The sequence below is a fragment of the Rhodosalinus sp. FB01 genome (assembly GCF_041365715.1).
In the GTDB taxonomy this organism is placed as follows: domain Bacteria; phylum Pseudomonadota; class Alphaproteobacteria; order Rhodobacterales; family Rhodobacteraceae; genus Rhodosalinus.
On sequence record NZ_JBGFSH010000009.1, the window covers coordinates 32,684 to 59,481 of the forward strand.

Below are 26,798 nucleotides of genomic sequence, written 5' to 3' on the forward strand. Positions count from 1 at the left end.
CGGAGCCGACCCTTCGGTTTCAAGCAATCCGTCAAAACTTAAGGGCGGTGGGCGACGCGCGCCAGCGCGAGTACGCAAATCTCGCTTGCGCCGGACGCAAGACAAGCGCGCGCCGCCGCGCTCAGCGTCGCGCCGGTGGTCATCACGTCGTCCACCAGAAGGACCGGCCGGCCCTCGATCAGCGGGCGGTGGCGCGGGGCGATGCGAATCGCATCCTCGAGTGTGGCGAAACGCGCCTCGCGGCCCAGCCCGTCGAGAACGGGCGTGCGCCGGTCGCGCAGCAGCAGATCGGGCACGTGAACGAGGCCGAGATCCGAGGCGACCGCCTTTCCAAGAAGTGCGGACTGGTTGAACCGCCTGCGGAAGAGGCGCCGCCAATGGAGCGGCACGGGCGCGACCACCGCGCCGGGGCGCAGGAGCGGCCGGGCCGCCGCGGCGAGCCACCTTGCGGCGGGGCGCACGATCTCGTGCCGGTCGCCGTGCTTCAGCGCAAGCACGAGGCGCCGGCCCGTGCCCTCGTAGAGCAGCGCCGCGCGACCCTGCGCCCAGGGTGGGGGATGCGCCATGCACCCGTCGCAAAGCACCGGTTCCCCCGGATCATCGCCGGGCAGCGGCACGCCGCAGGCGTCGCACACGAGGCCGCCGATGAAGGCGGTCTCGCGCCAGCACTCCGCGCAAAGGCCCCACTCGCTGGCGACCGGGTTGCCGCATCCGAGGCACAGGGGCGGGAAGACCAGCCGAAGCGCGGTTTGAATGCGGCCCGCCCAGACCCTATTATCGACCGACATGGAGACGCTCACGAAGATCACGGATCGCGCGGCGCTGTCCCGCAACCGCGCCCGGGCGCGCAAGCGGCCCGTCACCTTTCTCCACGAGACGGCGCGCGCCGATCTCGAGGATCGGCTGGCGATGGTTAACAGGGAGTTTACGGCGCCCGCCGTGATAAGCCCGATGCCAGACCTCTGGCAGGGGATCGCGCCCGGCGCGCGTCACGTCGCCCCGGCCGAAACGCTCGAGCTTGCCGAGGGGGCGCACGACCTTGTGATCCACGCCATGGATCTGCATTGGGCCGACGATCCGGTGGGCCAGCTCGTCCAGTGCCGCCGCGCGCTGCGGCCCGACGGTTTCTTCCTGGCCGTTCTTGCCGGCGGGCAGACGCTTCACGAACTGCGCGCGGCCCTCGGCCAGGCCGAAACCGAGGCGACGGGCGGCCTGTCGCCCCGCGTCGTGCCCATGGGCGAAATCCGCGACCTCGGCGCGCTCTTGCAACGCGCGGGGTTCGCGTTGCCCGTCGCCGACAGTTTCGCCCTGAAGGCCAGCTATCCCTCGGCGCTCCACCTCATGCGGGAACTGCGCGCGATGGGGGAGGGCAACGCGCTCGATGCGCGGCTGCGCCGGCCCACGGGACGAAAGGTGATCCTGCGCGCGGCGGAACTCTATTCCGAGGCCTTCGGAACGTCGGAGGGCCGGGTCACCGCGACCTTCGAACTGGTGGTGCTGACAGGGGGGGCGCCCGCCGCCGATCAGCCTCGACCCCTGCGTCCCGGCAGCGCAACCGCCCGGCTTGCCGACGCGCTCGGCACGACCGAAACCAAACTCCGCGATTGACGCGGCAGGATTTCTCCATATCTCCCCCCGATAACCGCAGAGCAAGGGACACGCCGATGCTGGATGCCGCCAAAGCCGAGACCAGACCCGTTCACGCGCCCGCGGACCACCCGAAGCTGCCCCCGCAACGCGTCGGCGTGCTGATCGCGAATCTCGGGACGCCCGACAATTACGACTACTGGTCGATGCGGCGTTACCTGAACGAGTTCCTGTCCGACCGGCGGGTGATCGATTACGCGCCCTGGAAATGGCAGCCGCTCTTGCAGCTCATCATCCTGACGAAACGTCCCTTCTCGAGCGGCGAGGCCTACAAGTCGATCTGGAACGAGGAAAAGGGCGAAAGCCCGCTGATGACTATCACAAAGGACCAGACCGCCGCGCTCGCCAAGCAGATGAAGGACCGCTACGGCGATCAGGTGATGGTCGATTTCTGCATGCGTTACGGCAACCCGTCGACCCAGTCCAAGGTGGACGCGATGGTCAAGGCCGGCTGCACACGCATCCTGTTCTTCCCGCTCTACCCGCATTACGCGGGCGCCACGTCGGCCACCGCGAACGACCAGTTCTTCCGCGCCCTGATGAAGCAGAAATGGCAGCCGACCTCGCGGACGGTGGAGCCCTACTTCCAGCATCCGCTCTACATCGAGGCGTTGGCTCAATCCGTCGAACGCGCCTACGGCGACCTCGAGAAGCGCCCCGACATCCTCGTGTGTTCCTACCACGGAATGCCGCAGCGCTACCTGATGGAGGGCGATCCCTATCACTGCCAGTGCCAGAAGACGACGCGCCTTCTGAAGGAGCGGCTCGGCTGGGAGGACAGCGAGATCACCACCACCTTCCAGTCGGTCTTCGGGCCGGAGGAGTGGCTACGGCCCTACACGGTTGAGGAGGTGGCGCGCCTCGCCTCCGAAGAAGGCAAGAAAAGGATCGCCGTGATCGCACCTGCGTTTTCCGCCGATTGCATCGAAACGCTGGAAGAGATCAACGAGGAGATCCACGAGAGTTTCGAAGAGGCTGGGGGAAAGGAGTTCACCTATATCCCCTGCCTCAACGACGATCCGGCGCATATCGACGCACTTTCGGCGGTGATCGAGGAGAACCTGAAGGGATGGATGGACTGACCCCGCGGTCCCGCGCCGTGGTTATTCCGTCGCGGGATTTCGGCATCGGGTCATGCAAAATGAAAAGGCGGCGCCACGGCGCCGCCTTTTCTTTCAATGATATGCCGCGAGATCAGTTCGAGGCGGCGGCAGCAGCCACGATCGCCAGCAGGATCAGCGGGATGACCACGCCAGCGCCTGTGGGCTGTTGCGTTTCTTCGACGATGACGACTTCTTCCATCACGGGCTCGTCCATGCCGCCGGCGAAGGCGGTGGAAGCAGCGGCAGTGATGGCAGCAGCGAGAGCAAGTTTCTTCATTCTATCCTCCAGATATCAACCTGACGGCCCGGCGACGGCAAGAGCACGGCAGGCACCAAGCATGACCTTGTGGCTTCGTCTAAGCAATTCTGGGCCGGTATTGCAAACCTTACCGAAGCGCGGGCGAAACCGCCGATTTTCATGTGGTCAAATTAGCAACACCTGCGTGCCGACCTTGGAAAATTCGTAAAGCTCTTCGATGTGCTGGTTGTAGAGTCCGATGCACCCGTTGGACGATCGACGCCCGATCTTGCGCGTGTCATGGGTGCCGTGGATGCGGTAATAGGTCCAGGACAGGTGCAGCGCCCGGGTGCCGAGCGGGTTGTCGGGGCCGGGCGGAACGTAATCCGGCCAATCCGGGTTCCGCTGCTTCATGGACGGCGTCGGCCGCCAGTCAGGCTCGGGATCCTTGAACGTCACGCGGGTACGGCCACGCCGCGTGAGATCCTCGCTCAGCGGCACCGATGTCGGATAAAGACGGTACACGCTTGCATCCTCGGACCAGTAGTGCAGGGCCCGCGACGTGATGTCCACGAGGATCGCGCCGTTCTTGAGGTCGGAGAAGTAGGGCCGCCAGTCGAGTGAACGGAAGCTCGAGATATTGCGACGCACGCCTTGGGAAATGTCGCCTTCCATCTCGATCGTGCCAGCGCTGTTCACATCCTGTGCGAGCGCCGGCCCGGCGCCGAGGAACGCGGCGCCACCGGCCAGAAAGGCGCGGCGATCGAAGCCGGGCTTGAAAGAATTTACCATGTTGAACTCCGATGATCGGCTTCACGACGACGACAGGTAACATATGTCGGAATTGCCGCAGTCGCAATTCAAACGGGCGTGTTCGCGCCGATCGCGGCCGAACCGGCTTTGAATCCCCGATCCTCCCGCGCTAGACGAATGAAGACCGACAGCTGACGAAGGCAGGTTTCATGGCGCGGATCACCGCCCCGCTCATCGCGTTGCTCATGGCGCTCGCCGCATGTGCGCCGGTTCCCACCGCCGAGCCCCGGCTTGGCCCGGATGGTCAGCCATTGCCGCAAGTCTACCGGATCGGCAATGCCGAGGTGTCCCGGGTCAAGTTCGAGATGCTCGATTCGGTGAACGCGCTGCGCGCGGCGGCCGGTGTCGCCGAGGTCGACTTCGACGAAAGGCTGAACGCGGCCGCGGCGACCCATGCGCGCGACATGTCGGTACAGAACCGCCCGTGGCATTTCGGGTCCGACGGATCGTCGCCGCTCGACCGGGTGCGGCGCGTCGGATACGAAGGCCGGTTCCTGGGCGAAACGATCTCGGAGACGTACGAGACCGAGCTTCAGACCCTCGCCGCCTGGATGGAGCAACCCGACACCCGCGAAATCATCCTCGATCCGCGGGCCCGCGAAATGGGCTTCGCCTGGTTCCAGGAACCGAGCGGCAAGATCTGGTGGACCCTCGTGATGGGCGGCGGGAGCGCCGGAGAGTTTCCGCAAAGCTGAGGCAGCTTACCGCGGGGCGGCAACCGGTCCGGACATGGCGGACATCGTCACCGGCACGGGCTTGCGCGGATAGATGCTGATCCGGGTGCCGTTCTTCACCATCGCGTAGATATCCTCCATCTCCCGGTCGGTCACGGCGATGCATCCCGCCGTCCAGTCCCGGGTGCCGTCCCGGTATTCCAGCGGCCGCCCGTGAATGAAGATATCGCCGCCCGGATCGACGCCCGCCTCCGACGCGGCCATCTTCTCGTGCGGCTCGGGATAGGAGATCCCGATGGAGAGGTGGAACTGGCTGTTGGGGTTGCGCCGGTCGATGAAGTAATCGCCCTCGGGCGTGCGGCCGTCGCCCCTGCGCTGCTTGTGGCCCACAGGCTCGAATCCGAGCCCGATGTCGAAATCCCGCAGCACCGTGTCGTGATGCATGAGATACATCCGCCGCTCCTCCTTGAAGACGAGGATGCGGGTCACTTCCGGCCCGTCATAGGTTCGGAACTTGCCGGCGCAGCCCGAAAGCCCGAGCGCCAGCGCCAGCATGAGAAAGACGCGAAGAAAGCCTGCCATCACTGTCCCCGGATCCGGGTTGTCGTTGGCACGCGTATAAACCCGAACAGGGCCCGCGGCGTAGCGATTTTCTCACCGCGTCTTCGTTTTCACTGCCGATCGTCGTCGGAAAGCCGCTCCTCTATGCGGCGCAGCCGGTCGAGCACCTCGTCGCGGTAGGCGTCGGTGCGCAGGCCCTCCTCCTCGTGGTGCGCGTCCTGCATCGAGTTCACGATCAGGCCGACTAGCAGGTTCACCACCGCGAAGGTCGTCACCAGGATGAAGGGCACGAAGAACGCCCAGGCCTGGGGATAGACATCCATCACTGGGCGCACGATGCCCATGGACCAGCTTTCGAGCGTCATGATCTGGAACAGCGAATAGGCCGAGTCGCCCAGCGTGCCGAACCACTGCGGGAAGGCGTCGCCGAAGAGCTTCGTCGCCATCACCGAGCCGATGTAGAAGACGAGCGCCATCAGCAGGAACACGCTGCCCATGCCGGGGATCGCGCGCACGAAGCCCTCAACCACGCGGCGCAGGCGGGGCGCAACGGAAATCACGCGCAGCACCCGCAGGATCCGCAGCGCCCGCAGCACCGACAGGCCCTCGCCGGCGGGCACGAGCGCGATGCCGACGATCGTGAAGTCGAACACGTTCCAGCCGCTGCGGAAGAAGCGCCCGCCATGGGCGACAAGCTTCAGCCCGATCTCGACCGTGAAGACCGCAAGGCACAGCCTGTCGACGGCGATGAGCCAGGACCCCGCCGCCGCCATCGCCGTGTCCGAGGTCTCTAGGCCCAGGACGACGGCGTTGAGCACGATGACCCCGATCACCGTGTTCGAAACCCAGGGTTGCGCGAGCCAGTCCGCCAGCCTTTGCCGAAACGCCCTCCGCCCCTCCTATCCGCCGCGCCCGATATGGGGCGCCTCGAATCCGGCCACAAGCTCCACATGCGAGGACCAGCGGAACTGGTCCACGACCCTCACCGGGCCCATGCGGTAGCCCGCCGCGACGAGCGTGGCCGCGTCGCGCGCGAAGGTGGCCGGGGTGCACGACAGGTGGGCGACGCGCGCAACCCGCGCGGCGGCGAGCTCGGCCATCTGCGCGGCGGCACCCGCCCGCGGCGGATCGATCACCACGCCGTCGAATTCCCCCAGCTCGGGCGCGAGAAGCGGATCGCGGAACAGGTCGCGCGGCTCGGTCGTCACGCGCTTCAGCCCCGGGGCCCCCCGCCAGCCGGCGTCGCGCGCCGCAAGCATCGCCGCGTCGGCCTCGACCGCGTGGACCTCCGCCCCCTCGGCGAGCGGCCGCGCGAAGGTGCCGCAGCCCGCGAAAAGATCGGCCGCCCGCCGCGCCGGGCCGAGACCCGCGCGCACCGCGGCGAGAAGCGCCGCCTCGCCGTCCGCGGTCGCCTGCAGGAAGGCGCCGGGCGGCGGCACGACCCGCGCGCGGCCCATCTGCAGGACGGGCGGGCGCGCCATGGCGATCACCTCGCCCTCCCAGGAGAGCCGGGCCAGATCATGCGCATGCACGATGTCGGCGAGCGCCGCGCGCATCGGCCCGTCCGCCGCCTTCCCTCCGGACGCGGCGACGTCGAGCCCCGCCTCCGTGCGCGTGACCGCCACGGTGAGCTCGCCCTTCCGCGACGCGCCGAGCCGGGCGAGCGCCTCCGCGAGCGGCAGGGCGGCCAGGAGATCGGGATGGAGGACGCGGCAGCCCGGCACGGGCACGATCTCGTCCGATCCCTTCACGTGAAACCCGGCGAGCGCGCCCTTTTTCGTCCGCCGGGCCGAGAGGGCCGCGCGGCGGCGCGACGCGGCGGGCGAGGTTTCCACCGAAGCGATCCCGGGGGCCAGCCCGTGCCGGGCGAGGGCGGCCCGGACGAGATCCGCCTTCCAGCCGGCCACGAGCGCGTCGCTGGCATGCTGCAGCCGGCAGCCGCCGCAGCGTCGTGCATGCGGGCAGGGCGGCGCCACGCGGTCGGCGGAGGGCTCGAGAATGCGGACCTCCCCGAGCGCGCCGTCCGCCTCCTCGCCCTCGACCAGCTCGCCGGGCAGCGCCCCCGGCACCACGAGCCCGTCCCCGAGCCCGTCGCCCAGCCGCCCGAGACGTTCGATCCTGACCTGACGCATGGGCGCGGGGATAGCGGCCGCCGGACGGCGCTTCAAATCCTATTCCGCGGCTTCCTGCGTGGAGATGAACCCGCCCGATTGGCGCTCCCAGTAGCGGGCGTAGAGCCCGCGGCGCGCCAGAAGCTCCTCGTGGTGGCCCTGCTCGGCGATCCGGCCCTCGTGCAGCACCACGATCCGGTCCATGCTGGAAAGGGTGGACAGGCGGTGCGCGATGGCGAGCACGGTCTTGCCCTCCATCACCCGCTCGAGCGCCGTCTGGATCGAGGCTTCCACTTCCGAATCGAGCGCCGAGGTCGCCTCGTCCAGCACGAGGATCGGGGCGTCCTTAAGGATCGCCCGGGCGAGTGCGATCCGCTGGCGCTGGCCGCCCGAAAGCTTCACGCCCCGCTCGCCCAGATGCGCCTCGTAGCCCTCGCGGCCCATGTGGTCGCGGAGGCCCTGGATGAACCCGTGCGCCTCGGCGCGTTCCGCCGCCGCCACGATCTCGGCCTCGGTGGCGTCGGGCCGGCCGTAGCGGATGTTGTCGCGGGCGGAGCGGTTGAACATGGCCGTCTCCTGCGTGACCATCGCGATCTGCCGGCGCAGGCTCTCCTGGGTGACGTCGCGCAGGTCCTGCCCGTCGATCAGGATGCGGCCCGATTCCGGGTCGTAGAGCCGCAGAAGCAGCGCCACCAGCGTGGATTTCCCCGCGCCCGAGGCGCCGACGATGCCAAGTTTCTCGCCCGGCTTCACTTCGAAGGACACATGCTCGATGCCGCCGGTACGGCGGCCGTAGGCGAAACTCACGTCGGCGAATGTGATCCGCCCCTCGCCCACGACAAGCGGCACGGCGTCCGGCGCGTCCTCCAGCCGGTCGGGCGGTGTCAGGGTGCGGATGCCGTCCTCCACCTCGCCCACGTTCGAGTAGATGGCCATCAGCGTGAAGCTCACCCAGCCGGTCATCTGCGCGATGCGGATAGATACGGTGCCGGCGGCGGCGATGTCGCCTGCGGTGGCTGCCCCCGTCTGCCAGCTCAGGAGCGCCATGCCCACCATCAGCACCGGCAGAAGCCCCGCCAGTGTCATCAGCGCGAAGCGGAATGCGGCGGAAAGCTTGCCGAAGCCCAGCGCCTTTTCGCGGAAATGCTGCATCGCGTTCAGCGCCGCGCGGTCCTCGTGATCGTCATGGGCGAAAAGCTTCACCGTCTTGATGTTGGTGATGGTGTCCACCACCTGCCCGGAGATATGCGCCCGCGCCGCGGCCCGCGCCGCCGAGCGGCGCCGCACCCGGGGCAGGAAGAAGCGGATGAGCGCGAAGTAGCCCGCGAGCCACAGCAGGAAGACGCCCGCCATCCGGATGTCGATGGAGCCGAGCAGGATCACCGAGCCGAGCAGGGAGGCCAGCGCGAAGGCCACCACGTTGATGACCTCGGACGCCACGTCCGTGACGGCCCGTGCCGTCTGCATCTGCTTCTGCGCGAGCCGGCCCGCGAAATCGTTATCGAAGAAGGTGACCGACTGGCCCAGCCCCCAGCGATGCAGCCGCGACAGCACGAGAGGCATGACATTGGGCTGCACGAGGATCGAGTTCGACGCCGCGGAGAGGCCGAAGAAGAGCGGACGCGCCACGAGGAAGAAGACCAGCGCGCCGGCGATCAGCACCATGCTTTCGGGTGCGAAGACGCCCTCGGGCCCGCTGGCCTGCGCGTGGTCGATCACCGCGCCCAGCACGAAGGCCGTGCCGGCCTCCATCGCGCCGGCGAGCGCCGAGAAGAGCGTGGCGAGGATGAGCGCGGGCCAGGCGCCCGAGAAGCACCAGCCGAAGAAGGCGGCGAGCGTGCGCGGCGGCGGCCCCTCGGCGGGGCGGAACGCGTCGATCAGCCGGTCGGTCTTCATTCTGCGGCCTCCGGATCGAGGAAGCCGCCCGATTGCCGCTCCCAGAATCCGGCATATAGCCCGCCTTTGCGCAGAAGCATGTCGTGCGGCCCGTCCTCGACCATGCGGCCGCCGTCCAGCACGAGAATCCGGTCCATGTGCGCGATCGTGGACAGGCGATGGGCGATGGCGATCACCGTCTTGCCCTCCATCATGCCGTAAAGCGTGGACTGGATCGCCGCCTCCACTTCGGAATCGAGTGCGCTCGTCGCCTCGTCGAGCACCAGGATCGGCGCGTCCTTCAGGATCACCCGGGCGAGCGCGATGCGCTGGCGCTGCCCGCCCGAAAGCTTCACGCCGCGTTCGCCCACCCGGGCGTCATAGCCGCGCCGCCCCTCCGCGTCCCGAAGATCGAGGATGAAGTCATGTGCCTCGGCCTGTTTCGCCGCGGCGATCATCTCCGCCTCGGTCGCTTCCGGCCGACCGTAAAGGATGTTCTCCCTCACCGAGCGGTGCAGCAGCGCGCTGTCCTGCTGCACCATGCCGATCTGCCGGCGCAGGCTTTCCTGCGTGACCTGCGCGATATCCTGCCCGTCGATCAGGATGCGCCCCTCCTCGATGTCGTAGAACCGCAAGAGCAGTTTCACGAGGGTGGACTTGCCGGCACCCGAGCGCCCGATGAGGCCGATCTTCTCGCCCGGCCGGATCGTCAGGCTCACCCCGTCGAGCCCGCCATGCCCCCGCCCATAATGATGCGTGAGGCGCTCGATCTCGATCCGCCCCTTGGTGACGGCGAGCGCCCGGGCGTCCGGCGCATCCGCCAGCGTCACCGGCTGCGCGATGGTCTCCATCCCCTCCTTCACCACGCCGAGCTGGCGGAAGAGCGTGGTCAGCGCCCACATGATCCAGCCGGTCATGGCGTTGAGCCGCAGCGTGAGCGCCGTCGCCGCCGCCACCGCGCCCACCGTGGCCGCCCCCTGCATCCACAGCACGACGGCCCAGCCCACCACGCACACGATCAGGAACCCGTTCAGCAGCACGAGCGCGATGTCCATGATGGTGTAAAGCCGCATCTCGGCGGCGAAGGTCTGGCGCGTTCGCTCGATCGCCTCCTTCGCGTAGTCGAGTTCGCGGTCGTGATGGGCGAACATCTTCACGGAGTGGATGTTGGTGTAGCTGTCCACGATGCGCCCCGTCACCGCGCTGCGCGCGTCCGCCGCGGCCTGGCTTGCCGGGCCCACGCGCCGGATCGTCCAGGCCATGAGCCAGCCGTAGAGCGCGAACCACGCGAGAAGCGGCAGCATGAGACGCGGGTCGGACCCGGCAAGCAGCACCGCCGCCCCCAGCAGGTAGGCCAGCGCGAAGGTGATCGCGTCGAACACCTGAAAGATCGCCTCGCCCGCGGCGGGCGGCGTCTGCACTACGCGGTTGGCGATGCGCCCGGCGAAATCGTTCTCGAACCAGCCCACCGACTGGCGTAGCACCTGCGCGTGCGCGCGCCACCGGATGAGCGTGCCGAAATTCGGCATGATCGCGTTGTTGAGCACCAGCACGTCGAGCGCCTGGATCGCCGGGCGCAGCAGGAGGATGAAGGCCGCCAGCCCGATCAGCTGCCAGCCGTGATCCGCCCAGACCTGCGCGGGATCGCCCGCGAGGATGTCGACGATCCAGCCCATCGCCCAGATCAGCCCCACCTCCACCGCCGCGACGGCGACGGACAGAAGCGCGGCCCACTGGAACACGCGGCGGAAGGGCTGGGCGTAGTCCTTGAGGAACGCGTAAAGCGTCTGCGGCGGCAGGTCCGTCGGCGGATAGGCCACGTAGGGATCGACCAGGTTTTCGAAGCGTCGGAACACCGGGGGGCCTCTTGTGCGGAATCGGGACGGAGTGTCGGCGATCTGTCCCGGAAAGGCCACCGGGGGCCGGGTTCAGTCGAGCAACGCCTCTCGCGGCAGCTTGAAGCCCGAAGCGATCCAGCGCCGCTCCAACTCGGCCAGCCGCTCGCCGAGGGCCTGTCCCTCGTGGTCGGGCATGAGATCGCGCGCCTTGACCGGAAAGGTCTGCGCCGCGCCATGGGCGGCGGCCGCGAAATCCTCGTCGCCGGGAAGCTCGCCCCGCGCGGCCCCCCTCAGAAGCAGCGCGTCCCGCGCCGCGTCCTCGCCGTGGCGATAGCCGATCTCGCCGGGTCCCTGCCCGTTTCCAACGAGCGACCGAAGACGGCCGAGGCGGCGCATCTCGGCCCTGGAGAGCCGAAGCGCGCGCCCCTCCTCCTCGCCCGCGCCAAGGCAGGCGAGGCGCCGGATCGGATCGGGCGCGACCCCCGCGGCCGCCTCGGGCGCGACGAGCGGCGCGAGGTCGCGCGCCGTGGCGCCGGGCGGCAGCCGGATCAGCACGCCCACCCGCTCCATCACGGCGACAGCAGGCGCGGGGTCCGGCGCCGCTAGAAGCTTCTTCAGCTCCGCGCCGACCCGCTCGCGCGACAGTTCGTCGAGACCCCCCCGGGTTTCCGCGATGGCCGACAGCGCGGCCGGGTCGAAGCCCGCCTCGGGATCGCCGTACCACGCCGTGAAGCGAAAAAAGCGCAGGATGCGCAGGTAATCCTCGCGGATCCGCGTTTCCGCATCGCCCACGAAGCGCAAGTGGCGCGCCTCGAGGTCGGTCAGCCCCGTGCCGAGCGGATCCACCACCGTGCCGTCCGGCAGCGCGTAAAGCGCGTTCATCGTGAAGTCGCGGCGCGCCGCGTCCTCGCGGATGTCGTCGGAATAGGCCACCACGGCGTGGCGCCCGAAGGTCTCGACATCGCGGCGGAAGGTGGTGATCTCGTAGCCCTCGCCCTCCGACACCACGGTGACGGTGCCATGGTCGATCCCCGTCGGCACGGCCTTGAGGCCCGCCGCGGCGGCGAGTTCGATCACCCGTTCCGGGTGCGCCTCGGTCGTCACGTCGATGTCGGTGACCGGCGCGCCCAGAAGCGCGTTGCGCACGCAGCCCCCCACGAAGAGCGCCCGGTGCCCGCCCCGGGTGAGCATGGCGCAGACGGCCTGCGTGCCCGGCCGCGCGATCCAGTCGCCCTCGATCCGCGCGCTCATGGGGTGAGCCGATCCGAAAGATTGCGAAGAATGCGGGCGGTGGCGCCCCAGATGTAATAGGGCCCCCACGGCACGGTGAGATAGTTCCGCCACTGTCCCCGCCAGCGCCTGGCCTGCATGGTATAGTTGCCAGGATCCGCGAGGTGCGACAGCGGCACGGCGAACACCTCTTCCACCTCGCCGGGCTCGGCCACGGGAGAGAAGGCCCGGCGGACCTGTGCGAGCACCGGGGTCACCGTGAACCCCGTCACCGTTTCGTGGCATGGCATCGTGCCGAGCACCTCGAGCCCGTCGCGCGGCAGGCCGATCTCCTCTTCCGCCTCGCGCAGCGCGGCGCTCACCGGATCGGCGTCGCCCTCGTCCTGCTTGCCGCCGGGAAAGGCGATCTGACCCGGGTGATGCTTGAGCGCCGAGGACCGCTTCGTCAGCCAGACTTCGCCCGCGCCGCCGATGGCCACGAGCACGCCCGCCGGGCGAAGCTTGCTGCCCCCGGCGGGCCGGTAGCCCGGGTTCAGATCGAAATCCGAGCTCGGATCGCCCGGGCGCGAGAGCGCGGCCCGCAGGGCGTCGGCATCAATCGGACGTGTCATCGCCCGTCTCGGCCTCGAAACCCACGGTGGCCGGATCGAGGACATAATGCGCGCCGCAGAACTGGCAGTCGGCGGTCACCGTGCCTTCCTCTGTGGTCATCTTCTCGATATCGCGCGCCGAGTAGATCGAGAGGGCGCGGCGCACGCGATCCTCCGAACAGGTGCAGCCGAAGCGCACCGGCTGCGTCTCGAAGACGCGCGGCGTCTCCTCATGGAACAGGCGCACCAGGAGGTCCGTGGGCGGCAGTGCCGGGCCGATCAGCTCCATGTCCTCCACCGTGTCGAGAAGAAGGTTCACGCGGTTCCAGTTCTCCTCGTCCTCGCCGTGCACGATGTCCCGCGCCTCGAGAAGCCCGCCCTCGCCCGAGCCGCCCTCGCTGCCCGCGGTGGCGGAGACCCGGGGCATGTGCTGAAGCATGATGCCGCCCGCACGCCAACGCTCCGCCATGCCGGGCTCGGTCGACCGGCCGAAGCTCAGCGCGAAGCGCGTTGGAAGCTGTTCGGACTGGGCAAAGTAGGTTTCCGCGCAGGCGCGCAGGGAGTTCCCGGAAATCGGCGTGATTCCCTGGTAGGGCGCCATGCCCTCGCCCTGGTCGATGAGAATGGCGAAGTAGCCGTCGCCCAGCTGGTCGAACGCGTCGCCGTCGGTCAGCCGCTCGCGGTCGAACTTCGCGTAGGCGCGGATCATCGCCGGTTCGCCTTCTTCCGAGGGCGCGTAGAAATCCGTCGCGATCATCCGCACGGCCCCCTTGGACTGCACCTGGAGCGACAGCTTCCAGCGCAGCTTGATCGACTGCCCGATCAGCGCCGTCAGCAAGGCCATTTCGGCGACCAGCGCCTCGACCTGGGGCGGGTAGTCGTGCTGCTTCAGGACACCCTCGAGCACCCCGTCGAGCCGGGCCACGCGGCCCCGCGTGTCGGATTTGTCGAGCTGGAACGGCAACACGGTGTCGTCCCAGGCGATCTTGCTACCTAGGGTCATTCAGTATCCTTGCGGCGTGGAGTTTCGCATACCGCCACGATATAGGCATGGCAAGAAATGCGCCAATAGGACGAAACCCGGCCATGATCCCTCGCTATGGCTCTCCTCCCGCGCGCGATCGCCGCCACGTCCTGCGTCCGGGGGTTTATGCCCTGCTGCCGAAAAAGGGCCAGGTTCTGGTCACCCGTCAGGACTGGCCCGAGCCCGAGCTTCAGCTGCCCGGTGGCGGGATCGACCCGGGCGAATCGCCTCTCGTCGCGCTGCACCGCGAGGTGTGGGAAGAGACGGGCTGGATCATCTCCACGCCGCGCCGCCTGGGCGCATTTCGCCGCTTCGCCTACATGCCGGAATACGACCTCTGGGCCGAAAAGCTCTGCACGATCTACGTCGCCCGCCCGGTGCGCGCACTGGGCGCACCGCCCGAGCCCGGCCATACGGCGGTCTGGCTTCGGCGGAACGAGGCGTGGCGAAAGCTCGGGAATGCGGGCGACCGCCGCTTCGCCGCCCGCTTTCTGCGCTAGCCGTCAAGCTCGAGCAGCACCGCCGACACGTCGTCGGCCACGTCCACGCCGTCGGGCATGGCCCGCAAGAGCCGCTCGTAAAGCGCGTCGAGAAACGCGGACCCTCGCGCGCCCGAACCCGCCACCTCGGTCGCGAGGGCGATCAGACCGTCGTCGCCGAGCATGCCCCCGCCCGCCAGCCGGCATTCCGTCACGCCGTCGGAGCAGACCAGCAGGCGGTCCTCGCGGCCGAGCCGCGCCTCCACCCGCTCGAAACGGGCCTCGCCGACGAGACCCACGGGCAGACCGCCCGCGCCCAGCATCTCGCAGGTGCCGGACGCGCGCAGGATCAGCGGATGCGGGTGCCCGGCCTGCACGAGCCTGACCGCCCCGTCCCGCGTGTCGACCGTGGCGTAAAGCATCGTGAAATACTGTTCGATACCGGCCTCGGCGAGAAGACGGTCGTTCAGGGCCGACGCGACCTCCTCCGGCGGGCGCAGGACGAAGGAGGAACCGGGACCCCGTTCCATGGCAAGGTTCTGGTCGGGAAAATTCGCGCTGAGGTAGCCCGCCACGCGCGCGGTCATCAGGGCGGAGGTTATGCCGTGGCCCGACACGTCGATCGCGTAAAGGCCCAAAAGCCCCTGGCCGGGGGTGAATGCGCCGACGAGGTCGCCCCCCACATGGCCGCATGGCCTGAGAAGCACGCTCACGGACGCCCGTCCAAAGCGCTGGTCCCGTGCCGGCACGAGCGCCTGCTGGATGCGCCGCGCCTGGCGCAGATCCTCTTCGATGGCGTCGTGGGCGGACCGAAGCGCGGAGAGCGTCTCCGAGATGAGACGGTTCTTTTCCTCCAGCTCCCGCTGCATGGCGATCATCCGGTCGCCCGCGCTGATACGCGCGCGCAATTCCTCCGGATCGACCGGCTTCGTCAGGAAGTCGTCCGCGCCCGCGTCGAGCCCCTCCGCCACCTCGCATTTTTCGCGCTTCGACGGGAGAAGGATGAAATAGTTCGACCCGTTGCCGAGCAGCGCGTGGAACGCCCGGCAAAAGGCCAGCCCCGACATGCCCGGCATCATCCAGTCGCTGAGCACGAGATCGGGCGGCTGCGTCTCGCAGAGCGCCAGCGCCTCCATGCCGCTGCCGGCCTCGCGAACGCGAAATCCCCAGCGTGAGAGCAACGCGCGGAGGATCCGCCGCTGAAAACGGCTGTCGTCGACGATGAGCACGTCCCGGATCGCGCCGCCCGGCGCGTCGACCGCAACGGCGCTATCGGCCGATACCTGCATCGTTCTTGCCGCCCCGGTTCCCGCGTGTTCCGGCCCCGTCTCCGAGATATGCTAAGAACCCGTGAATCCGCGCGGTGTCCCCTGCGGGCGATAACCGTCGCTTAACGCCGCGGTGGCACGGTTCGCCGAGGGGGGTGCAGAACGGGGAACGCAGCATGAGCCAGACGCCCATCATCGACTGGACGCGGGTGGCCGAGCTTCGGGAGGAGGTCGGGCCGGAGGATTTCGACGAGGTGGTCGCGGTCTTCTTCGAGGAGACCGGCGCCGCCGTCGCGGCCCTTTCCGCCGCACCCGCCGGCGAGATCCGGATGCAGCTTCATTTCCTCAAGGGCAGCGCGCGCAACCTGGGCTTCGCGGAGATGGCGCGGCTTTGCGAGGCGGGCGAGCGCATGGCCGCTCGCGGAGAGGCCGTGCCGGTCGATCGCATCCTGGCCTGCTACGATGCCGCCCGCGCCACGTTCGGCGCGGAGGTCGGCGACAGGCTCGCGGCCTGAGCCCCGTCAGATCAGGAACTGCGCCAGGATCTCGTCATCGGTGATGTCCTGGTAGGCCAGACCGGCGGCATCGAGCTTGCCGAAAAGCGCGGGGAAATTCGCCGCGTCGGTCGTTTCGATCCCGATCAGCACGGAGCCGAAGTTCCGCGCCGACTTCTTGAGATACTCGAAGCGCGCGATGTCGTCCTCCGGCCCGAGATAGCCGAGGAACTCCTTCAGCGCGCCGGGACGCTGCGGCAGGCGAAGGATGAAGTATTTCTTGATGCCCGAATAGCGCTGCGCGCGTTCCTTGACCTCGGGCAGGCGCTCGAAGTCGAAGTTGCCGCCCGACGTCACGCAGACCACCCGCCGCCCCCGGATCACCTCAGCCAGGGCGGGCAGCACGTCCACCGAAAGCGCGCCCGCGGGTTCCAGCACGATCCCTTCGACGTTCAGCATCTCCAGAATGGTGGCACAGATCCGGTCCTCCGGCGCGGACAGAACGTCCGCCGGATCCACGTCCGACAGGCGCGCGAAGGTCCGCTCGCCCACCATCGCCACCGCCGCGCCGTCCACGAAGGTGTCCACCCGGTCGAGCTTCACCGGTTCACCCGCCTTGAGCGCCGCGAAAAGCGAGCGCGCGCCACGGGGTTCCACGAAACTCATCGGGACGGCGGGGCCGAACCAGCTGCGCACTCCGGCGGACAGCCCGCCGCCGCCCACAGCCAGCACGATCCGGTCCGGCGCGGCGCCGAGTTGCGCCTCGATCTCGACCGCGACGCTGGCCTGGCCCTCGATCACGTCCTCGTCGTCGAAAGGCGACAGGAACTGTGCGCCCGTCTCGGCGCAGTAGCGCTTGGCGGCCGACAGCGTGTCGTCGACGTAATCGCCCACCAGCCGGATCTCGACCGCCTCGCCCCCGAACATGCGGGTCTTCTGGATTTTCTGCTGCGGCGTCGTCACGGGCATGAAGATCACGCCGCGCGCCCCGAAATGGCGGCACATGTAGGCCACGCCCTGCGCGTGGTTGCCCGCGCTGGCGCAGGCGAAGAGACGTCCCTGCCCCAGCCGCTTGCGCATGGCGTTGAACGCGCCGCGCAGCTTGTAGGACCGCACGGGGCTGAGGTCCTCGCGTTTCAGCCAGATCTCGGCGCCGAAGCGCTCGGACAGGTGCGCGTTCAGCGTCAGCGGCGTCGGCTCGAAGACGTCGCGCATGGCGCGCTCGGCGGCGCTGGCCGCTTCGCGGAAATCGGACATGGCTCGCCTCCCTCGCCCGGTTGCTACCCGGCGCGCAGATACCAGAGCCAGAGCGCCACCGCCAGAAACGGCAGGCTGCGCCCGGCGAACAGGATGCGCAAGGCCCACCAGCCGGTCTTGGCGCCCAGCGCGTAGACGATTCGCGGCGCCGGCAGCATCCAGCACAGCAGCGTGGTCCCGATCACGCCCGAGGCGAGGACGACGTTCGTGCCCCCGAACCTGTCGAGGAAATCGAGCACCGGCATTCCCCAGAGCGTCAGCGCGAGCGGCGAATAGCTCAGCGCCGAGGGAAGGCCCAGCACGATCATCGCCGCCACGGTCAGCGCCACCGCATGACTGTTGCGCAGGCTCAGTTCCTCGGCCAGCGCGGCGACGATGACCTTCAGACCGGCAAGGCAGGACGAGAACGCCGCGAAAAAGAACAGCAGGAAGAACGCCATCGCCAGGTAGACGCCCCCGGCCAGACCGTCGAAGGCCCGCGGCAGCGTCGTGAAGGCGAGCTCGCTGCCGGTATCGGGCGCCCGCCCCTCGCTGAAGACGAAGGGAAAGATCATCCAGCCCGCCAGCAGCGCGACCCCCGTCTCGGTCGCCGTCACGAGCAGCGCGGCCCGCGGGACATGGGTCTGGCGCGGGATGTAGCTGCCATAGGTCACGAGATAACCCTGCCCGATGGCGAGCGTGTAGAAGGCCTGGCCCGCCGCGAAAGCCCAGAGCTCGGGCCGCGCCAAGGCGGCCGGCTCCCACCGCAGAAGGAAATCCGCCGCCGGGCCCCAGCCCTCGGTGGTGGCGGCGAAGCCCACGAGGCCGGCGATCATGAGCGCCAGCACCGGCATCAGCAGCTTCGACAACGCCTCGATGGCGCGGACGCCGCGCAAGAGCACCAGGCCGCACAGCGCGGTGACGGCGAGAAAATACCAGACGGAGCCGTAACCGGCGGTGAAATCACGGAAAAGCGTGATCTCCTGCCGAAGCGCGTTGACGGCATAGCCCATCGTCCATCCCGTGATGACGAGGTAGTAGCTGGACACGACCACGGTCAGCGCGACCACGAACCAGCCATAGGGCCGCCCGAGCCGCGTCAGGCCGGCGAAGGTGGTCACCACACTGCCGTGCTGCAGACGGCCCGCCGCGACCTCCAGCATCATGATCGGCACCGCGAGCCCGAAGAGCACCACCAGATAGGCGAGGATGAAGGCGCCGCCGCCGTTCTCGCCCACCATGTAGGGAAAGCGCCAGAGATTGCCCAGACCCACCGCCGCGGCGGCCATGGAGAAGACGAAGGCGGGTTCGGACGACCACTGCGCGCGCACCTCCGGGCGCAGGTGCTTGGCGGGCGGATCCACCTGAATGTCCTCCCCGTTCGCGCCTGGCTGCCGGTTATCGGTCAAACCCTTGCCCCCCTTCCGGAAACTCAATACCTAGCGGCGACTGCCGAAGATTTCGAAGGGTTCCCAAAAATGGACGCGCCGAAGAAAGTCGTGCTGGCCTATTCCGGCGGCCTCGACACCTCGATCATCCTCAAGTGGCTTCAAAGCGAATACCGCTGCGAGGTCGTGACCTTCACCGCCGACCTCGGCCAGGGCGAAGAGCTCGAGCCCGCGCGCCAGAAGGCGGAGATGATGGGGGCCTCGGCCGTCTACATCGAGGATCTGCGCGAGGAGTTCGTGCGCGACTTCGTCTTCCCGATGTTCCGGGCGAACGCCGTCTACGAGGGGCTCTACCTGCTCGGCACCTCCATCGCGCGGCCCCTGATCTCCAAGCGGCTGGTCGAGATCGCGGCCCGCGAGGGCGCCGACGCCGTGGCCCATGGCGCGACCGGCAAGGGCAACGACCAGGTGCGTTTCGAACTTTCGGCCTATGCGCTCGACCCCGACATCAAGGTCATCGCGCCATGGCGCGAATGGGACCTCACCTCGCGCACGAAGCTCATCGAATGGGCCGAGGCGCACCAGATCCCGATCGCCAGGGACAAGCGGGGCGAAGCGCCCTTCAGCGTGGACGCGAACCTTCTGCACACCTCCTCCGAGGGAAAGGTGCTGGAAGACCCGGCACAGGATGCGCCCGACTACGTCTATCAGCGCACCGTGCATCCCGAGGACGCGCCGGACCGGCCGGAATACGTCGATATCGGCTTCGAGAAAGGCGATGCGGTCAGCGTGAACGGCGACTGGCTGTCGCCGGCCGCGCTGCTGACGCGGCTGAACGAGCTCGGCGGCAAGCACGGGATCGGCCGCCTCGACCTCGTGGAGGGGCGTTTCGTCGGCATGAAATCCCGCGGCATCTACGAGACGCCGGGCGGCACGCTCTTGCTGGAAGCGCACCGCGGGATCGAGCAGATCACGCTCGATCGCGGGGCGGCGCACCTGAAGGACGAGCTGATGCCGCGCTATGCGGAGCTCATCTACAACGGCTTCTGGTTCTCGCCCGAGCGCGAGATGCTTCAGGCCGCGATCGACAGAAGCCAGGAGCACGTGACCGGCACGGTGCGGCTCAAGCTCTACAAGGGGCTCGCGCGCACGGTCGGCCGCTGGTCGGACCATTCGCTTTATTCCGAGGCGCATGTCACCTTCGAGGACGATGCCGGCGCCTACGACCAGGCCGACGCCAAGGGCTTCATCCAGCTCAACGCGCTCCGGCTGAAGCTGCTGGCCTCGCGGCGCAAGCGCCTGGGATCCTGAGCTTCCGCGCGCTCCGGCCCTGCGGGGCCGGCTGGGTCCGCGCGCGCCCGCAAGCCCGCACGACCCGGCGGCGGGGACCGCTCACGCCTGCGTGACACACGGTTTCGTGGCTTGCGCAAAGCCCGCACGCGGCCCAGCCTGCCTGCGCGAACTCTGGAAGGAAATCTGCGATGGGTCTTCTCAAAAGCTTCAAGCCCGCGCTTCTGGCGGTGCTGATCGTGGTGGGACTCACCGTGAACGCCAAAGAGGTTCACGCCGCCGAGACCGAGGTGCTTACCGTCGCCGGCGGCTGTTTCTGGTGCGTGGAAGCGGATTTCGAGAAGGTCCGCGGCGTGTCCGAGGTGGTCTCGGGCTATACCGGCGGGAAGGTCGAGAACCCCACCTACGAGCAGGTGGTGCGGGGCGGAACCGGCCATTACGAGGCGGTGCAGATCCGCTTCGACCCCGACGCGGTCAGCCGCGAGCAGCTTCTGCACCTCTTTTTCCGATCCATCGACCCGCTCGATGCCGGCGGACAGTTCTGCGACCGGGGCGAAAGCTACCGCTCAGCGATCTTCGTGGATGGCCCCGCCGAACGCCGCCTCGCGACGGACGCGAAGGATGCCGCCGCGACCGCCCTGGGCCAGGACATCGTGACGCCCATCCTCGAGGAAGGTCCCTTCTACCGGGCCGAGGACTATCACCAGGACTACTACAAGAGCGACGACCGCATCGCCTTCACCAGCGTCGGGATCGGCGTGCCGAAAAGGGTGGCCTACAACCGCTACCGGGATCGCTGCGGGCGCGACGCGCGGGTGCGCGAGCTGTGGGGAGAGGCCGCGCCCTTCGCCGGCGGCTAGGGCGCGCCGCGGGCGGCCTGCACCTCTGCAAGATCAGGGATCACGTCCGCCGTGCCGCGCCGCGCGACCATGAGCGCAGCGGCGCTCTGGGCCATCCCGATGGCCTGCGCCATGGGAAGGCCCCGGTCCAGACCCGCGAGCAGGTAACCGGCGAAGGTGTCGCCCGCGCCGGTAGCGTCCACCGCCTGCACGGGATCGGCCGGGAACTCGCGTGCGCCTCCGGGGCCGTGCCATGTGCAGCCTTCCGCCCCGCGCGTCACCACCACATCCGCGACGCTCAGCGCACCCGGCGCCGCGCCGGTGGCCTCGCTCAGCTGGCGCGCCTCGACCGCGTTCAGGATCAGCAGGTCGGCGTGAGGCAGCGCCGCCCGCGCCGCGCCAGTTTCGAAGGGCGCGGCGACATAGGCCGTTCGCAGCCCGAGCCGCCGCGCCGCCGAAAGCCACCCGGCCTGGCCGTTGGTTTCGTTCTGCGTCACCGCCCAGTCGCCCGTGCGCGCGGCGGCAAGCGCGGCATCGCGCACGCTTTCCGGGATCGCGGCGTTCGCCCCCGGCCAGATCAGGATCGCATTCTCGCCGCACGGCTCGACGGCGATGACGGCATGGCCGGTCACCTCGCCCCCCTCGGCGATGTGGCGCGTGTCCACCCCGTATTCCAAGAGCCGCTCCGCCGCCCATCGCCCGTCCGGCCCGATCGCGCCCACATGGACAACCCGCGCGGCCGCGCGCGCCGCGGCGACCGAGATATTGGCGCCCTTGCCGCCCAGGCCACGATCGAGCGCGGTCGCGGCGACCGTCTCTCCGGGCCCCGGCAGACGCGACACGGCATAGGCGAAATCAGCGTTGATCGAGCCGAGGTTCCAGATCGTCATCGCATCCTGTCCTTCTTCCCGGCCTCGGCGGTGCTCGGAGACGTCCGCCCCCGCCGCGCCCGCATGGCTTCGGCACGTTTTTCTACGGAAGATCCGCCGCGTCTTGCGGCAGCGAAGCAGGGCCGGGCCTTACGCGCAACGGTCAGCTCTTGTGGAACCGCCATGCCGCGCTGTCCCACTCGAGACCGAGCCGCGCCGCGCATTTGCGGAAGGCGCGATCCTGTGACGCGCGGTTGAAACGCCGCGACAGCCTGCGCAACGGCAGCGCGTGCACGTCGCCCAGCCCGTCCACAAGCACCACCTCGCGCCCGTCGCCACGGGTACCGAGCACGAAATTCTTGGCGTTCATGTCACTGGCCTGCACGCCGTAAAGCTCCATCCGCCGAGCGGTGTCGTTCAGCAGCTCGACGACTTCCTCGGTAAGGTCTCCGGTTCTGGAGAGTTGCAGGAGCGTCGGCCCCAGCCGCCCGTGCGGGTCGGCGACCCGTTGCGCGAGCGCGCCCCAGCCCTGGGTCGTCTGAACGAAGCCGTAATGCAGCGCGAAGGGCGGGCGCCCGAAATTCGCCTGCGCCGCCGAAAGCGTGCGCGCCTGCTCCTTCTGCTCGGCGATGGTGGAGCGGGTGAGGACCGACGAGAAAAGCCGCGTGGTCAGCCCCCGCATCGTGCGCAGGCTGAGGTTGCGCGCATCGCGCGGGATGATCGTCTTCACCACGAGGTCGTCGTCCCGCGGGTGCAGGTACACCCGCCGCTCCGAGCCTTGCGCCGCGGGCGTCAGATGTCTGAGATCGAGGGGTGCAAAGGTCGTCAACATTGACTAAGCCCACCGAATATCGGCAACGGGTCACCTTCCGGATGCTGGGTGCAAACGATGGCTGGGGAGTGTAGCCTGACTGCAACCGCCAACACAACGCCGATGATGGCACAATATTCCGCGATCAAGGCGGAGAATCCGGACGCGCTCCTGTTCTACCGGATGGGCGATTTCTACGAGATGTTCTTCGACGACGCGGTGGCGGCCGCGGGGGCGCTCGACATCGCGCTCACCAGGCGCGGCAAGCACGACGGCGAGGACATCCCGATGTGCGGCGTGCCCGTGCATTCCGCGGAGGGCTATCTTCTGACCCTGATCCGCAAGGGATTCCGCGTCGCGGTCTGCGAGCAGATGGAACGCCCCGAAGAGGCCCGCAAGCGCGGTTCCAAGGCCGTGGTCAGGCGCGAGGTGGTCCGCCTCGTCACCCCCGGCACGCTGACCGAGGACAGCCTTCTCGAGGCGCGGCGCCACAATTTCCTGGCCGCCTACGCCGAGACGCGGAACGAGGGCGCCCTCGCCTGGGTCGACATTTCCACCGGCGCCTTTCACGTCATGTCGATTCCGCGTGTCCGGCTCGGACCGGAACTGGCGCGGCTGGCGCCGTCGGAGGTCCTCGTCTCCGAGGTACTGGAACGCGACTGCGCGAACGTGGTGGCCGATCATGGCGCGGCGCTCACGGCGCTGGGGCGCTCGGCCTTCGACAGCACCGCGGCCGAGGGGCGGATCGCCGCGCTGTTCCGGGTGGAGACGCTGGACGGTTTCGGGGCCTTCACCCGCGCCGAACTGTCCGCGATGGGGGCGATCGTCGAATATCTCGACCTCACGCAGAAGGGGAAACTGCCCCTTCTGCGGCCGCCGGCACGAGAGGCCTCCGGCGCTCTGATGCAGATCGACGCGGCGACCCGCCGCAACCTCGAACTCACCCGCGCGCTGCAGGGCGGGCGCGCCGGATCGCTGCTTGCCGCCATAGACCGCACCGTGACGGCGGGGGGCGCGCGGCTCCTGGAGTGGCGGCTTTCCGCCCCCTCGCGCGAACTGTCTACGATCCACGCCCGTCAATCCGCCGTCGGCGCGCTTTTCGAGGATCAGACGCTCGCGGGCGAACTGCGCGCGCGGCTGCGCAAGGTGCCCGACATCGATCGCGCGCTGTCTCGTCTGGCGCTGGACCGCGCCGGGCCGCGCGACCTCGCCGCGATACGCGCCGCGCTGCAAGAGGCAGAGACGCTTCAGGTCCGCGCGTCGGCGCATGATCTGCCCGATCTTCTTGCCGGGGCCGTCGCTGCGCTGCGGGGCCATGAGGCGCTTTTCTCCCTGCTCGACGCCGCGCTGGTGGCCGAGCCTCCCCTGCTTGCGCGGGACGGGGGTTTCGTGGCCGAAGGGTTCGAACCCGAACTCGACGACACGCGGCGGCTGCGCGACGAGGGGCGCGGCGTCATCGCCGGGCTTCAGGCGCAATACGCGGAACTCACGGGTATCGCCTCGCTCAAGATCAAGCACAACAACGTGCTGGGCTACTTCGTGGAGACAACCGCCACCCATGCAGAGCGCATGATGGCCCCGCCCCTTTCGGAAACCTTCACCCACCGCCAGACGACGGCGAATCAGCTGCGTTTCGTCACGGTGGAACTTTCCGAGCTGGAGACGAAGATCCTGAACGCCGGGGCCCGCGCGCTCGAGCTGGAGAAAGCGGTGTTCGCGCGCCTGCGCGACGCGATCCTCTCCGAGGCCGCGGCCCTCGGAGAGGTGGCACGCGCGCTCGCGGAACTCGATCTCGCCGCTGCGCTCGCCGATCTCGCCCGCGAGCAGGACTGGACCCGGCCCGAGGTCGATGCAAGCCGCGCCTTCGCGGTGGAAGGCGGACGCCACCCGGTGGTCGAGGCGGCGCTGCGCGCCGACGGAGCGCCCTTCATCGCCAACGACTGCGCGCTGTCCGCCGAGGGTGATACGGCGGCGATCCGGCTGCTGACCGGGCCGAACATGGCCGGAAAATCCACGTGGCTGCGGCAGAACGCGCTGATCGCCGTGCTGGCACAGATGGGCGCCTTCGTGCCCGCGCGGCACGCCCGCCTCGGCGTCGTGAGCCAGCTTTTCAGCCGCGGGGGGGCGTCGGACGATCTGGCACGCGGGCGCTCCACCTTCATGGTGGAAATGGTCGAGACCGCGGCGATCCTGAACCAGGCCGACGACCGTGCGCTGGTCATCCTCGACGAGATCGGCCGCGGCACCGCCACCTATGACGGGCTTTCCATCGCATGGGCCACCCTCGAGCATCTGCACGAGGTGAACCGCTGTCGCGCGCTCTTCGCCACCCACTACCATGAGCTTACCGCGCTCGCCGCGCGCCTTGATGGCGTGGAGAACGCAACGGTGGCGGTGAAGGAATGGGAAGGCGAGGTCATCTTCCTGCACGAGGTGCGCCCCGGCGCGGCCGACCGGTCCTACGGCGTGCAGGTGGCCCAGCTTGCCGGCCTCCCGGCCTCGGTCGTGGCGCGCGCGCGCATGGTGCTGGAGACATTGGAGCCCGGCGAGCGCGAGGGCGGCGCCCGCGCGGTCGACCTGGCCGAGGACCTTCCGTTGTTCGCTGCCGCGGCCACATCCGCGCCGGCCCCGGCGCAGCCTTCCGCGATCGAAACGCGCCTCGCCGAGATCCACCCCGACGAACTCAGCCCGCGCGAGGCTCTCGACCTGCTCTACGAATTGCAGGCCGAGATCGCTCGAGCGCCCTAGCCGGGGAGTCGTTCTCAGCCCGTGTTGGAGGACACGCCCACCTGCGCGGCGCGCAGCAGCCGGTCGTGCAGCAGGAAGCCGTCCGCCTGCACCTGGATGATCTCGCCCGCCGTGGTGCCGGGGACCGGCGCCTCGTACATCGCTTCGTGAAGCTGCGGATCGAAGCGGTCGCCCACCTGCGGCGTGATTGCCTCCACCCCGTGCTTGCGGAAAACGTTCATCAGTTCGCGCAAGGTCAGCTCGACCCCCTCGACAAGGGCGACGGAGGCCGACTCCCCCTCGTCGCGTGCCGCGAGAAGCGCGCGCTGCAGGTTGTCGTAAACCGGCACGAGGTCGCGCGCGATGCGCGTCCCGCCGTAACGCTCTGCCTCGCGCCGATCCTTCTCGGATCGTTTCCGGGCATTCTCGGCGTCGGCGAGCGCGCGCATGTAGCGGTCGCGCAATTCGTCGCGTTCGGCCCTCAAGGCGTCGAGTTCCAGCTCTTCGGCCGCGGGCTCCTCCGTTTCGAAGGCTCGCTCTTCGACCTCTGCCGCCTCGACGTCATCAAGGAAATTGTCCTCACGCTTGGAGTCTGCCATGTGTCACCTCTAGCTGCGGTCGGAGATCAGCCGCCCGACCAGGTGCGCCGTGTAATCGACGATCGGAACGATGCGCCCGTAGTTCAGGCGCGTCGGTCCGATCACACCCACGGCGCCCACGATCTTCCGGTCCGCGTTCATATATGGAGAGACGACCAGAGAGGAACCCGAAAGCGAAAAAAGTTTGTTCTCGGACCCTATGAATATCCGCACGCCCTCGCCGTCCTCCGCAAGTTCCAGGAATTCCGCGATGTCGCGCTTGCGCTCCAGGTCGTCGAAGAGCACGCGGATGCGTTCCAGCTCTTCGTCCCCGCCGGCGCCGCCAAGAAGATTGGCCCGGCCCCGGACGATGAGGCGCGCCCGCGTGTCCCCGTCCTCTGCCCAGACCGCCAGCCCGTCCTCGACCAGTTGCCGGGCCAGACCGTCGATCTCCTGCCGCCGGCGCTCGATCTCGGCGCCGATGACGGTGCGCAGTTCGGAAATCGTGCGCCCCTCGACCAGCGCGTTCAGGAAATTGCCGGCCTCGCGCATGGAAGACGGCGTCTGACCCGGCGGCGGGGTGAAGATGCGGTTTTCGACATGGCCATCGGCGAAAACGAGCACCACAAGCGCGCGGTCCGGGCCCAGGCTGACGAATTCGATGTGCCGGATCGGCGCCTCGTGTTTCGGTGTCAGAACGAGGCTCGCGCCCTGCGTGACGCCCGAAAGCGCGGCGCCCACGCGATCGAGCAGGCCGCTGGTGTCCGCGGTGTTGGAACCGAGCGTCACGTCGATCTTCTGCCGGTCCTCGTCGGTAAGGTCCCCAACCTCGAGCAGGCCGTCGACGAACATGCGCAACCCAAGCTGGGTGGGGACACGTCCCGCGCTGACATGGGGGCTGTCCAGAAGCCCGAGATATTCGAGATCCTGCATCACGTTGCGGATCGTCGCGGCGGACACCTTTTCCGACATCGCGCGGGTCAGCGTGCGGGAGCCCACGGGCTCCCCGCTGTCGAGATACCCTTCCACCACCCGCCGAAAGACCTCGCGCGAGCGGTCGTTCAGCTCTTCCAGAAGGCGTGTGGCGTCCTGCATTGCCGAAAAAGTCCCCTGCC

The 26,798-nt window shown here is 68.7% G+C and carries 26 protein-coding genes; 8 read left to right on the forward strand and 18 right to left on the reverse strand.

The window, feature by feature from the left end; genetic code table 11:
- Positions 1 to 38 precede the first annotated feature (38 nt).
- Complete coding sequence (locus AB6A65_RS13005) at positions 39 to 788, reverse strand: ComF family protein (RefSeq protein ID WP_371038914.1); 750 nt, start codon at positions 786 to 788, stop codon at positions 39 to 41.
- Between AB6A65_RS13005 and AB6A65_RS13010 the strand changes: the two genes are divergently transcribed.
- Positions 787 to 1,608 carry a class I SAM-dependent methyltransferase gene (locus AB6A65_RS13010; protein WP_371038819.1) on the forward strand — a complete coding sequence of 274 codons (822 nt, stop codon included), beginning with the start codon at positions 787 to 789 and terminating at the stop codon, positions 1,606 to 1,608. The two genes, AB6A65_RS13005 and AB6A65_RS13010, sit on opposite strands and share 2 nt — an antisense overlap.
- A 56-nt stretch (positions 1,609 to 1,664) precedes the next feature.
- The gene (hemH, locus tag AB6A65_RS13015; protein WP_371038820.1) at positions 1,665 to 2,729 is read left to right on the forward strand and encodes a ferrochelatase; all 1,065 of its coding nucleotides are present in this window, start codon (positions 1,665 to 1,667) and stop codon (positions 2,727 to 2,729) included.
- 112 nt (positions 2,730 to 2,841) lie between these two features.
- On the opposite strand, the gene AB6A65_RS13020 is transcribed toward hemH, so the two are convergent.
- Positions 2,842 to 3,027, reverse strand: coding sequence for a hypothetical protein (locus AB6A65_RS13020; protein ID WP_371038821.1), 186 nt, complete (start codon positions 3,025 to 3,027; stop codon positions 2,842 to 2,844).
- Between the two features lie 147 nt (positions 3,028 to 3,174).
- Positions 3,175 to 3,780 (reverse strand): L,D-transpeptidase, encoded by a 606-nt coding sequence (locus AB6A65_RS13025; protein ID WP_371038822.1) that lies wholly within the window; start codon positions 3,778 to 3,780, stop codon positions 3,175 to 3,177.
- 170 nt (positions 3,781 to 3,950) lie between these two features.
- Here AB6A65_RS13025 and AB6A65_RS13030 point away from each other — a divergent pair, with 170 nt between their 5' ends.
- The gene (locus tag AB6A65_RS13030) at positions 3,951 to 4,496 is read left to right on the forward strand and encodes a CAP domain-containing protein (protein WP_371038823.1); all 546 of its coding nucleotides are present in this window, start codon (positions 3,951 to 3,953) and stop codon (positions 4,494 to 4,496) included.
- Positions 4,497 to 4,502: 6 nt separating this feature from the next.
- Here AB6A65_RS13030 and AB6A65_RS13035 read toward each other — a convergent pair whose 3' ends face one another.
- The 8 genes from AB6A65_RS13035 to AB6A65_RS13070 form a co-directional block, all read right to left on the reverse strand.
- Positions 4,503 to 5,057, reverse strand: a complete 555-nt coding sequence (locus AB6A65_RS13035; RefSeq protein WP_371038824.1) for a murein L,D-transpeptidase family protein — start codon at positions 5,055 to 5,057, stop codon at positions 4,503 to 4,505.
- Between the two features lie 89 nt (positions 5,058 to 5,146).
- Positions 5,147 to 5,908: an ion transporter gene (locus tag AB6A65_RS13040; protein WP_371038915.1), complete on the reverse strand. Its 762-nt coding sequence runs from the start codon at positions 5,906 to 5,908 to the stop codon at positions 5,147 to 5,149.
- Positions 5,909 to 5,935: 27 nt separating this feature from the next.
- Positions 5,936 to 7,168 carry a class I SAM-dependent RNA methyltransferase gene (locus AB6A65_RS13045; RefSeq protein ID WP_371038825.1) on the reverse strand — a complete coding sequence of 411 codons (1,233 nt, stop codon included), beginning with the start codon at positions 7,166 to 7,168 and terminating at the stop codon, positions 5,936 to 5,938.
- A gap of 39 nt (positions 7,169 to 7,207) precedes the next feature.
- The gene (locus AB6A65_RS13050) at positions 7,208 to 9,043 is read right to left on the reverse strand and encodes an ABC transporter ATP-binding protein (protein ID WP_371038826.1); all 1,836 of its coding nucleotides are present in this window, start codon (positions 9,041 to 9,043) and stop codon (positions 7,208 to 7,210) included.
- Positions 9,040 to 10,878: an ABC transporter ATP-binding protein gene (locus AB6A65_RS13055; RefSeq protein ID WP_371038827.1), complete on the reverse strand. Its 1,839-nt coding sequence runs from the start codon at positions 10,876 to 10,878 to the stop codon at positions 9,040 to 9,042. The genes AB6A65_RS13050 and AB6A65_RS13055 overlap by 4 nt, the downstream gene beginning before the upstream one ends.
- Before the next feature lie 72 nt (positions 10,879 to 10,950).
- Positions 10,951 to 12,111 (reverse strand): CCA tRNA nucleotidyltransferase, encoded by a 1,161-nt coding sequence (locus AB6A65_RS13060; RefSeq protein WP_371038828.1) that lies wholly within the window; start codon positions 12,109 to 12,111, stop codon positions 10,951 to 10,953.
- On the reverse strand, positions 12,108 to 12,701 hold the full coding sequence (locus tag AB6A65_RS13065) for a CoA pyrophosphatase (RefSeq protein ID WP_371038829.1): 594 nt from the start codon (positions 12,699 to 12,701) through the stop codon (positions 12,108 to 12,110). Before AB6A65_RS13065 ends, AB6A65_RS13060 begins: the two co-directional genes overlap by 4 nt.
- On the reverse strand, positions 12,685 to 13,683 hold the full coding sequence (locus tag AB6A65_RS13070) for an Hsp33 family molecular chaperone HslO (RefSeq protein WP_371038830.1): 999 nt from the start codon (positions 13,681 to 13,683) through the stop codon (positions 12,685 to 12,687). The genes AB6A65_RS13065 and AB6A65_RS13070 overlap by 17 nt, the downstream gene beginning before the upstream one ends.
- Before the next feature lie 83 nt (positions 13,684 to 13,766).
- Here AB6A65_RS13070 and AB6A65_RS13075 point away from each other — a divergent pair, with 83 nt between their 5' ends.
- On the forward strand, positions 13,767 to 14,204 hold the full coding sequence (locus tag AB6A65_RS13075) for an NUDIX domain-containing protein (RefSeq protein WP_371038831.1): 438 nt from the start codon (positions 13,767 to 13,769) through the stop codon (positions 14,202 to 14,204).
- On the opposite strand, the gene AB6A65_RS13080 is transcribed toward AB6A65_RS13075, so the two are convergent.
- Positions 14,201 to 15,472, reverse strand: coding sequence for a PP2C family protein-serine/threonine phosphatase (locus tag AB6A65_RS13080; RefSeq protein WP_371038832.1), 1,272 nt, complete (start codon positions 15,470 to 15,472; stop codon positions 14,201 to 14,203). The two genes, AB6A65_RS13075 and AB6A65_RS13080, sit on opposite strands and share 4 nt — an antisense overlap.
- Positions 15,473 to 15,627: 155 nt before the next feature.
- On the opposite strand from AB6A65_RS13080, the gene AB6A65_RS13085 reads away from it, so the two are divergent.
- On the forward strand, positions 15,628 to 15,966 hold the full coding sequence (locus AB6A65_RS13085; protein WP_371038833.1) for an Hpt domain-containing protein: 339 nt from the start codon (positions 15,628 to 15,630) through the stop codon (positions 15,964 to 15,966).
- 6 nt (positions 15,967 to 15,972) lie between these two features.
- Here AB6A65_RS13085 and ilvA read toward each other — a convergent pair whose 3' ends face one another.
- Together ilvA and AB6A65_RS13095 are read right to left on the reverse strand one after the other, a co-directional pair.
- Positions 15,973 to 17,202 (reverse strand): threonine ammonia-lyase IlvA, encoded by a 1,230-nt coding sequence (gene ilvA / locus AB6A65_RS13090; RefSeq protein ID WP_371038834.1) that lies wholly within the window; start codon positions 17,200 to 17,202, stop codon positions 15,973 to 15,975.
- 23 nt (positions 17,203 to 17,225) lie between these two features.
- Positions 17,226 to 18,545 carry a sodium-dependent transporter gene (locus tag AB6A65_RS13095; protein WP_371038835.1) on the reverse strand — a complete coding sequence of 440 codons (1,320 nt, stop codon included), beginning with the start codon at positions 18,543 to 18,545 and terminating at the stop codon, positions 17,226 to 17,228.
- A 114-nt stretch (positions 18,546 to 18,659) separates the two neighbouring features.
- Here AB6A65_RS13095 and AB6A65_RS13100 point away from each other — a divergent pair, with 114 nt between their 5' ends.
- Both AB6A65_RS13100 and msrA read left to right on the forward strand, forming a co-directional pair.
- The gene (locus tag AB6A65_RS13100; protein ID WP_371038836.1) at positions 18,660 to 19,880 is read left to right on the forward strand and encodes an argininosuccinate synthase; all 1,221 of its coding nucleotides are present in this window, start codon (positions 18,660 to 18,662) and stop codon (positions 19,878 to 19,880) included.
- Between the two features lie 170 nt (positions 19,881 to 20,050).
- Positions 20,051 to 20,719, forward strand: a complete 669-nt coding sequence (msrA, locus tag AB6A65_RS13105) for a peptide-methionine (S)-S-oxide reductase MsrA (protein ID WP_371038837.1) — start codon at positions 20,051 to 20,053, stop codon at positions 20,717 to 20,719.
- On the opposite strand, the gene AB6A65_RS13110 is transcribed toward msrA, so the two are convergent.
- On the reverse strand, positions 20,716 to 21,588 hold the full coding sequence (locus AB6A65_RS13110; RefSeq protein WP_371038838.1) for a PfkB family carbohydrate kinase: 873 nt from the start codon (positions 21,586 to 21,588) through the stop codon (positions 20,716 to 20,718). The two genes, msrA and AB6A65_RS13110, sit on opposite strands and share 4 nt — an antisense overlap.
- 142 nt (positions 21,589 to 21,730) lie before the next feature.
- Positions 21,731 to 22,399 carry a YrbL family protein gene (locus tag AB6A65_RS13115; RefSeq protein ID WP_371038839.1) on the reverse strand — a complete coding sequence of 223 codons (669 nt, stop codon included), beginning with the start codon at positions 22,397 to 22,399 and terminating at the stop codon, positions 21,731 to 21,733.
- Between the two features lie 102 nt (positions 22,400 to 22,501).
- On the opposite strand from AB6A65_RS13115, the gene mutS reads away from it, so the two are divergent.
- A complete protein-coding gene (gene mutS / locus AB6A65_RS13120; RefSeq protein WP_371038840.1) occupies positions 22,502 to 25,126 on the forward strand; it encodes a DNA mismatch repair protein MutS in 2,625 nt (874 codons plus the stop codon).
- A 14-nt stretch (positions 25,127 to 25,140) separates the two neighbouring features.
- Here mutS and AB6A65_RS13125 read toward each other — a convergent pair whose 3' ends face one another.
- Both AB6A65_RS13125 and hrcA read right to left on the reverse strand, forming a co-directional pair.
- Positions 25,141 to 25,704 (reverse strand): nucleotide exchange factor GrpE, encoded by a 564-nt coding sequence (locus AB6A65_RS13125; RefSeq protein WP_371038841.1) that lies wholly within the window; start codon positions 25,702 to 25,704, stop codon positions 25,141 to 25,143.
- A 9-nt stretch (positions 25,705 to 25,713) separates the two neighbouring features.
- Positions 25,714 to 26,778: a heat-inducible transcriptional repressor HrcA gene (hrcA, locus tag AB6A65_RS13130; protein WP_371038842.1), complete on the reverse strand. Its 1,065-nt coding sequence runs from the start codon at positions 26,776 to 26,778 to the stop codon at positions 25,714 to 25,716.
- Positions 26,779 to 26,798 lie beyond the last annotated feature (20 nt).

What these genes read in the sequence shown, in the direction of transcription:
- AB6A65_RS13050 (WP_371038826.1), bottom strand. Translation starts at nt 9,043, where the DNA reads ATGAAGACCGACCGGCTGATCGACGCGTTCCGCCCCGCCGAGGGGCCG.
- AB6A65_RS13070 (WP_371038830.1), bottom strand. Translation starts at nt 13,683, where the DNA reads ATGACCCTAGGTAGCAAGATCGCCTGGGACGACACCGTGTTGCCGTTC.
- AB6A65_RS13030 (WP_371038823.1), top strand. Translation starts at nt 3,951, where the DNA reads ATGGCGCGGATCACCGCCCCGCTCATCGCGTTGCTCATGGCGCTCGCC.
- AB6A65_RS13075 (WP_371038831.1), top strand. Translation starts at nt 13,767, where the DNA reads ATGATCCCTCGCTATGGCTCTCCTCCCGCGCGCGATCGCCGCCACGTC.
- hrcA (WP_371038842.1), bottom strand. Translation starts at nt 26,778, where the DNA reads ATGCAGGACGCCACACGCCTTCTGGAAGAGCTGAACGACCGCTCGCGC.
- AB6A65_RS13045 (WP_371038825.1), bottom strand. Translation starts at nt 7,168, where the DNA reads ATGCGTCAGGTCAGGATCGAACGTCTCGGGCGGCTGGGCGACGGGCTC.
- msrA (WP_371038837.1), top strand. Translation starts at nt 20,051, where the DNA reads ATGGGTCTTCTCAAAAGCTTCAAGCCCGCGCTTCTGGCGGTGCTGATC.
- AB6A65_RS13125 (WP_371038841.1), bottom strand. Translation starts at nt 25,704, where the DNA reads ATGGCAGACTCCAAGCGTGAGGACAATTTCCTTGATGACGTCGAGGCG.
- AB6A65_RS13065 (WP_371038829.1), bottom strand. Translation starts at nt 12,701, where the DNA reads ATGACACGTCCGATTGATGCCGACGCCCTGCGGGCCGCGCTCTCGCGC.
- AB6A65_RS13025 (WP_371038822.1), bottom strand. Translation starts at nt 3,780, where the DNA reads ATGGTAAATTCTTTCAAGCCCGGCTTCGATCGCCGCGCCTTTCTGGCC.
- AB6A65_RS13085 (WP_371038833.1), top strand. Translation starts at nt 15,628, where the DNA reads ATGAGCCAGACGCCCATCATCGACTGGACGCGGGTGGCCGAGCTTCGG.
- AB6A65_RS13010 (WP_371038819.1), top strand. Translation starts at nt 787, where the DNA reads ATGGAGACGCTCACGAAGATCACGGATCGCGCGGCGCTGTCCCGCAAC.
- AB6A65_RS13100 (WP_371038836.1), top strand. Translation starts at nt 18,660, where the DNA reads ATGGACGCGCCGAAGAAAGTCGTGCTGGCCTATTCCGGCGGCCTCGAC.
- mutS (WP_371038840.1), top strand. Translation starts at nt 22,502, where the DNA reads ATGATGGCACAATATTCCGCGATCAAGGCGGAGAATCCGGACGCGCTC.
- hemH (WP_371038820.1), top strand. Translation starts at nt 1,665, where the DNA reads ATGCTGGATGCCGCCAAAGCCGAGACCAGACCCGTTCACGCGCCCGCG.
- ilvA (WP_371038834.1), bottom strand. Translation starts at nt 17,202, where the DNA reads ATGTCCGATTTCCGCGAAGCGGCCAGCGCCGCCGAGCGCGCCATGCGC.
- AB6A65_RS13115 (WP_371038839.1), bottom strand. Translation starts at nt 22,399, where the DNA reads ATGTTGACGACCTTTGCACCCCTCGATCTCAGACATCTGACGCCCGCG.
- AB6A65_RS13080 (WP_371038832.1), bottom strand. Translation starts at nt 15,472, where the DNA reads ATGCAGGTATCGGCCGATAGCGCCGTTGCGGTCGACGCGCCGGGCGGC.
- AB6A65_RS13060 (WP_371038828.1), bottom strand. Translation starts at nt 12,111, where the DNA reads ATGAGCGCGCGGATCGAGGGCGACTGGATCGCGCGGCCGGGCACGCAG.
- AB6A65_RS13005 (WP_371038914.1), bottom strand. Translation starts at nt 788, where the DNA reads ATGTCGGTCGATAATAGGGTCTGGGCGGGCCGCATTCAAACCGCGCTT.
- AB6A65_RS13035 (WP_371038824.1), bottom strand. Translation starts at nt 5,057, where the DNA reads ATGGCAGGCTTTCTTCGCGTCTTTCTCATGCTGGCGCTGGCGCTCGGG.
- AB6A65_RS13020 (WP_371038821.1), bottom strand. Translation starts at nt 3,027, where the DNA reads ATGAAGAAACTTGCTCTCGCTGCTGCCATCACTGCCGCTGCTTCCACC.
- AB6A65_RS13110 (WP_371038838.1), bottom strand. Translation starts at nt 21,588, where the DNA reads ATGACGATCTGGAACCTCGGCTCGATCAACGCTGATTTCGCCTATGCC.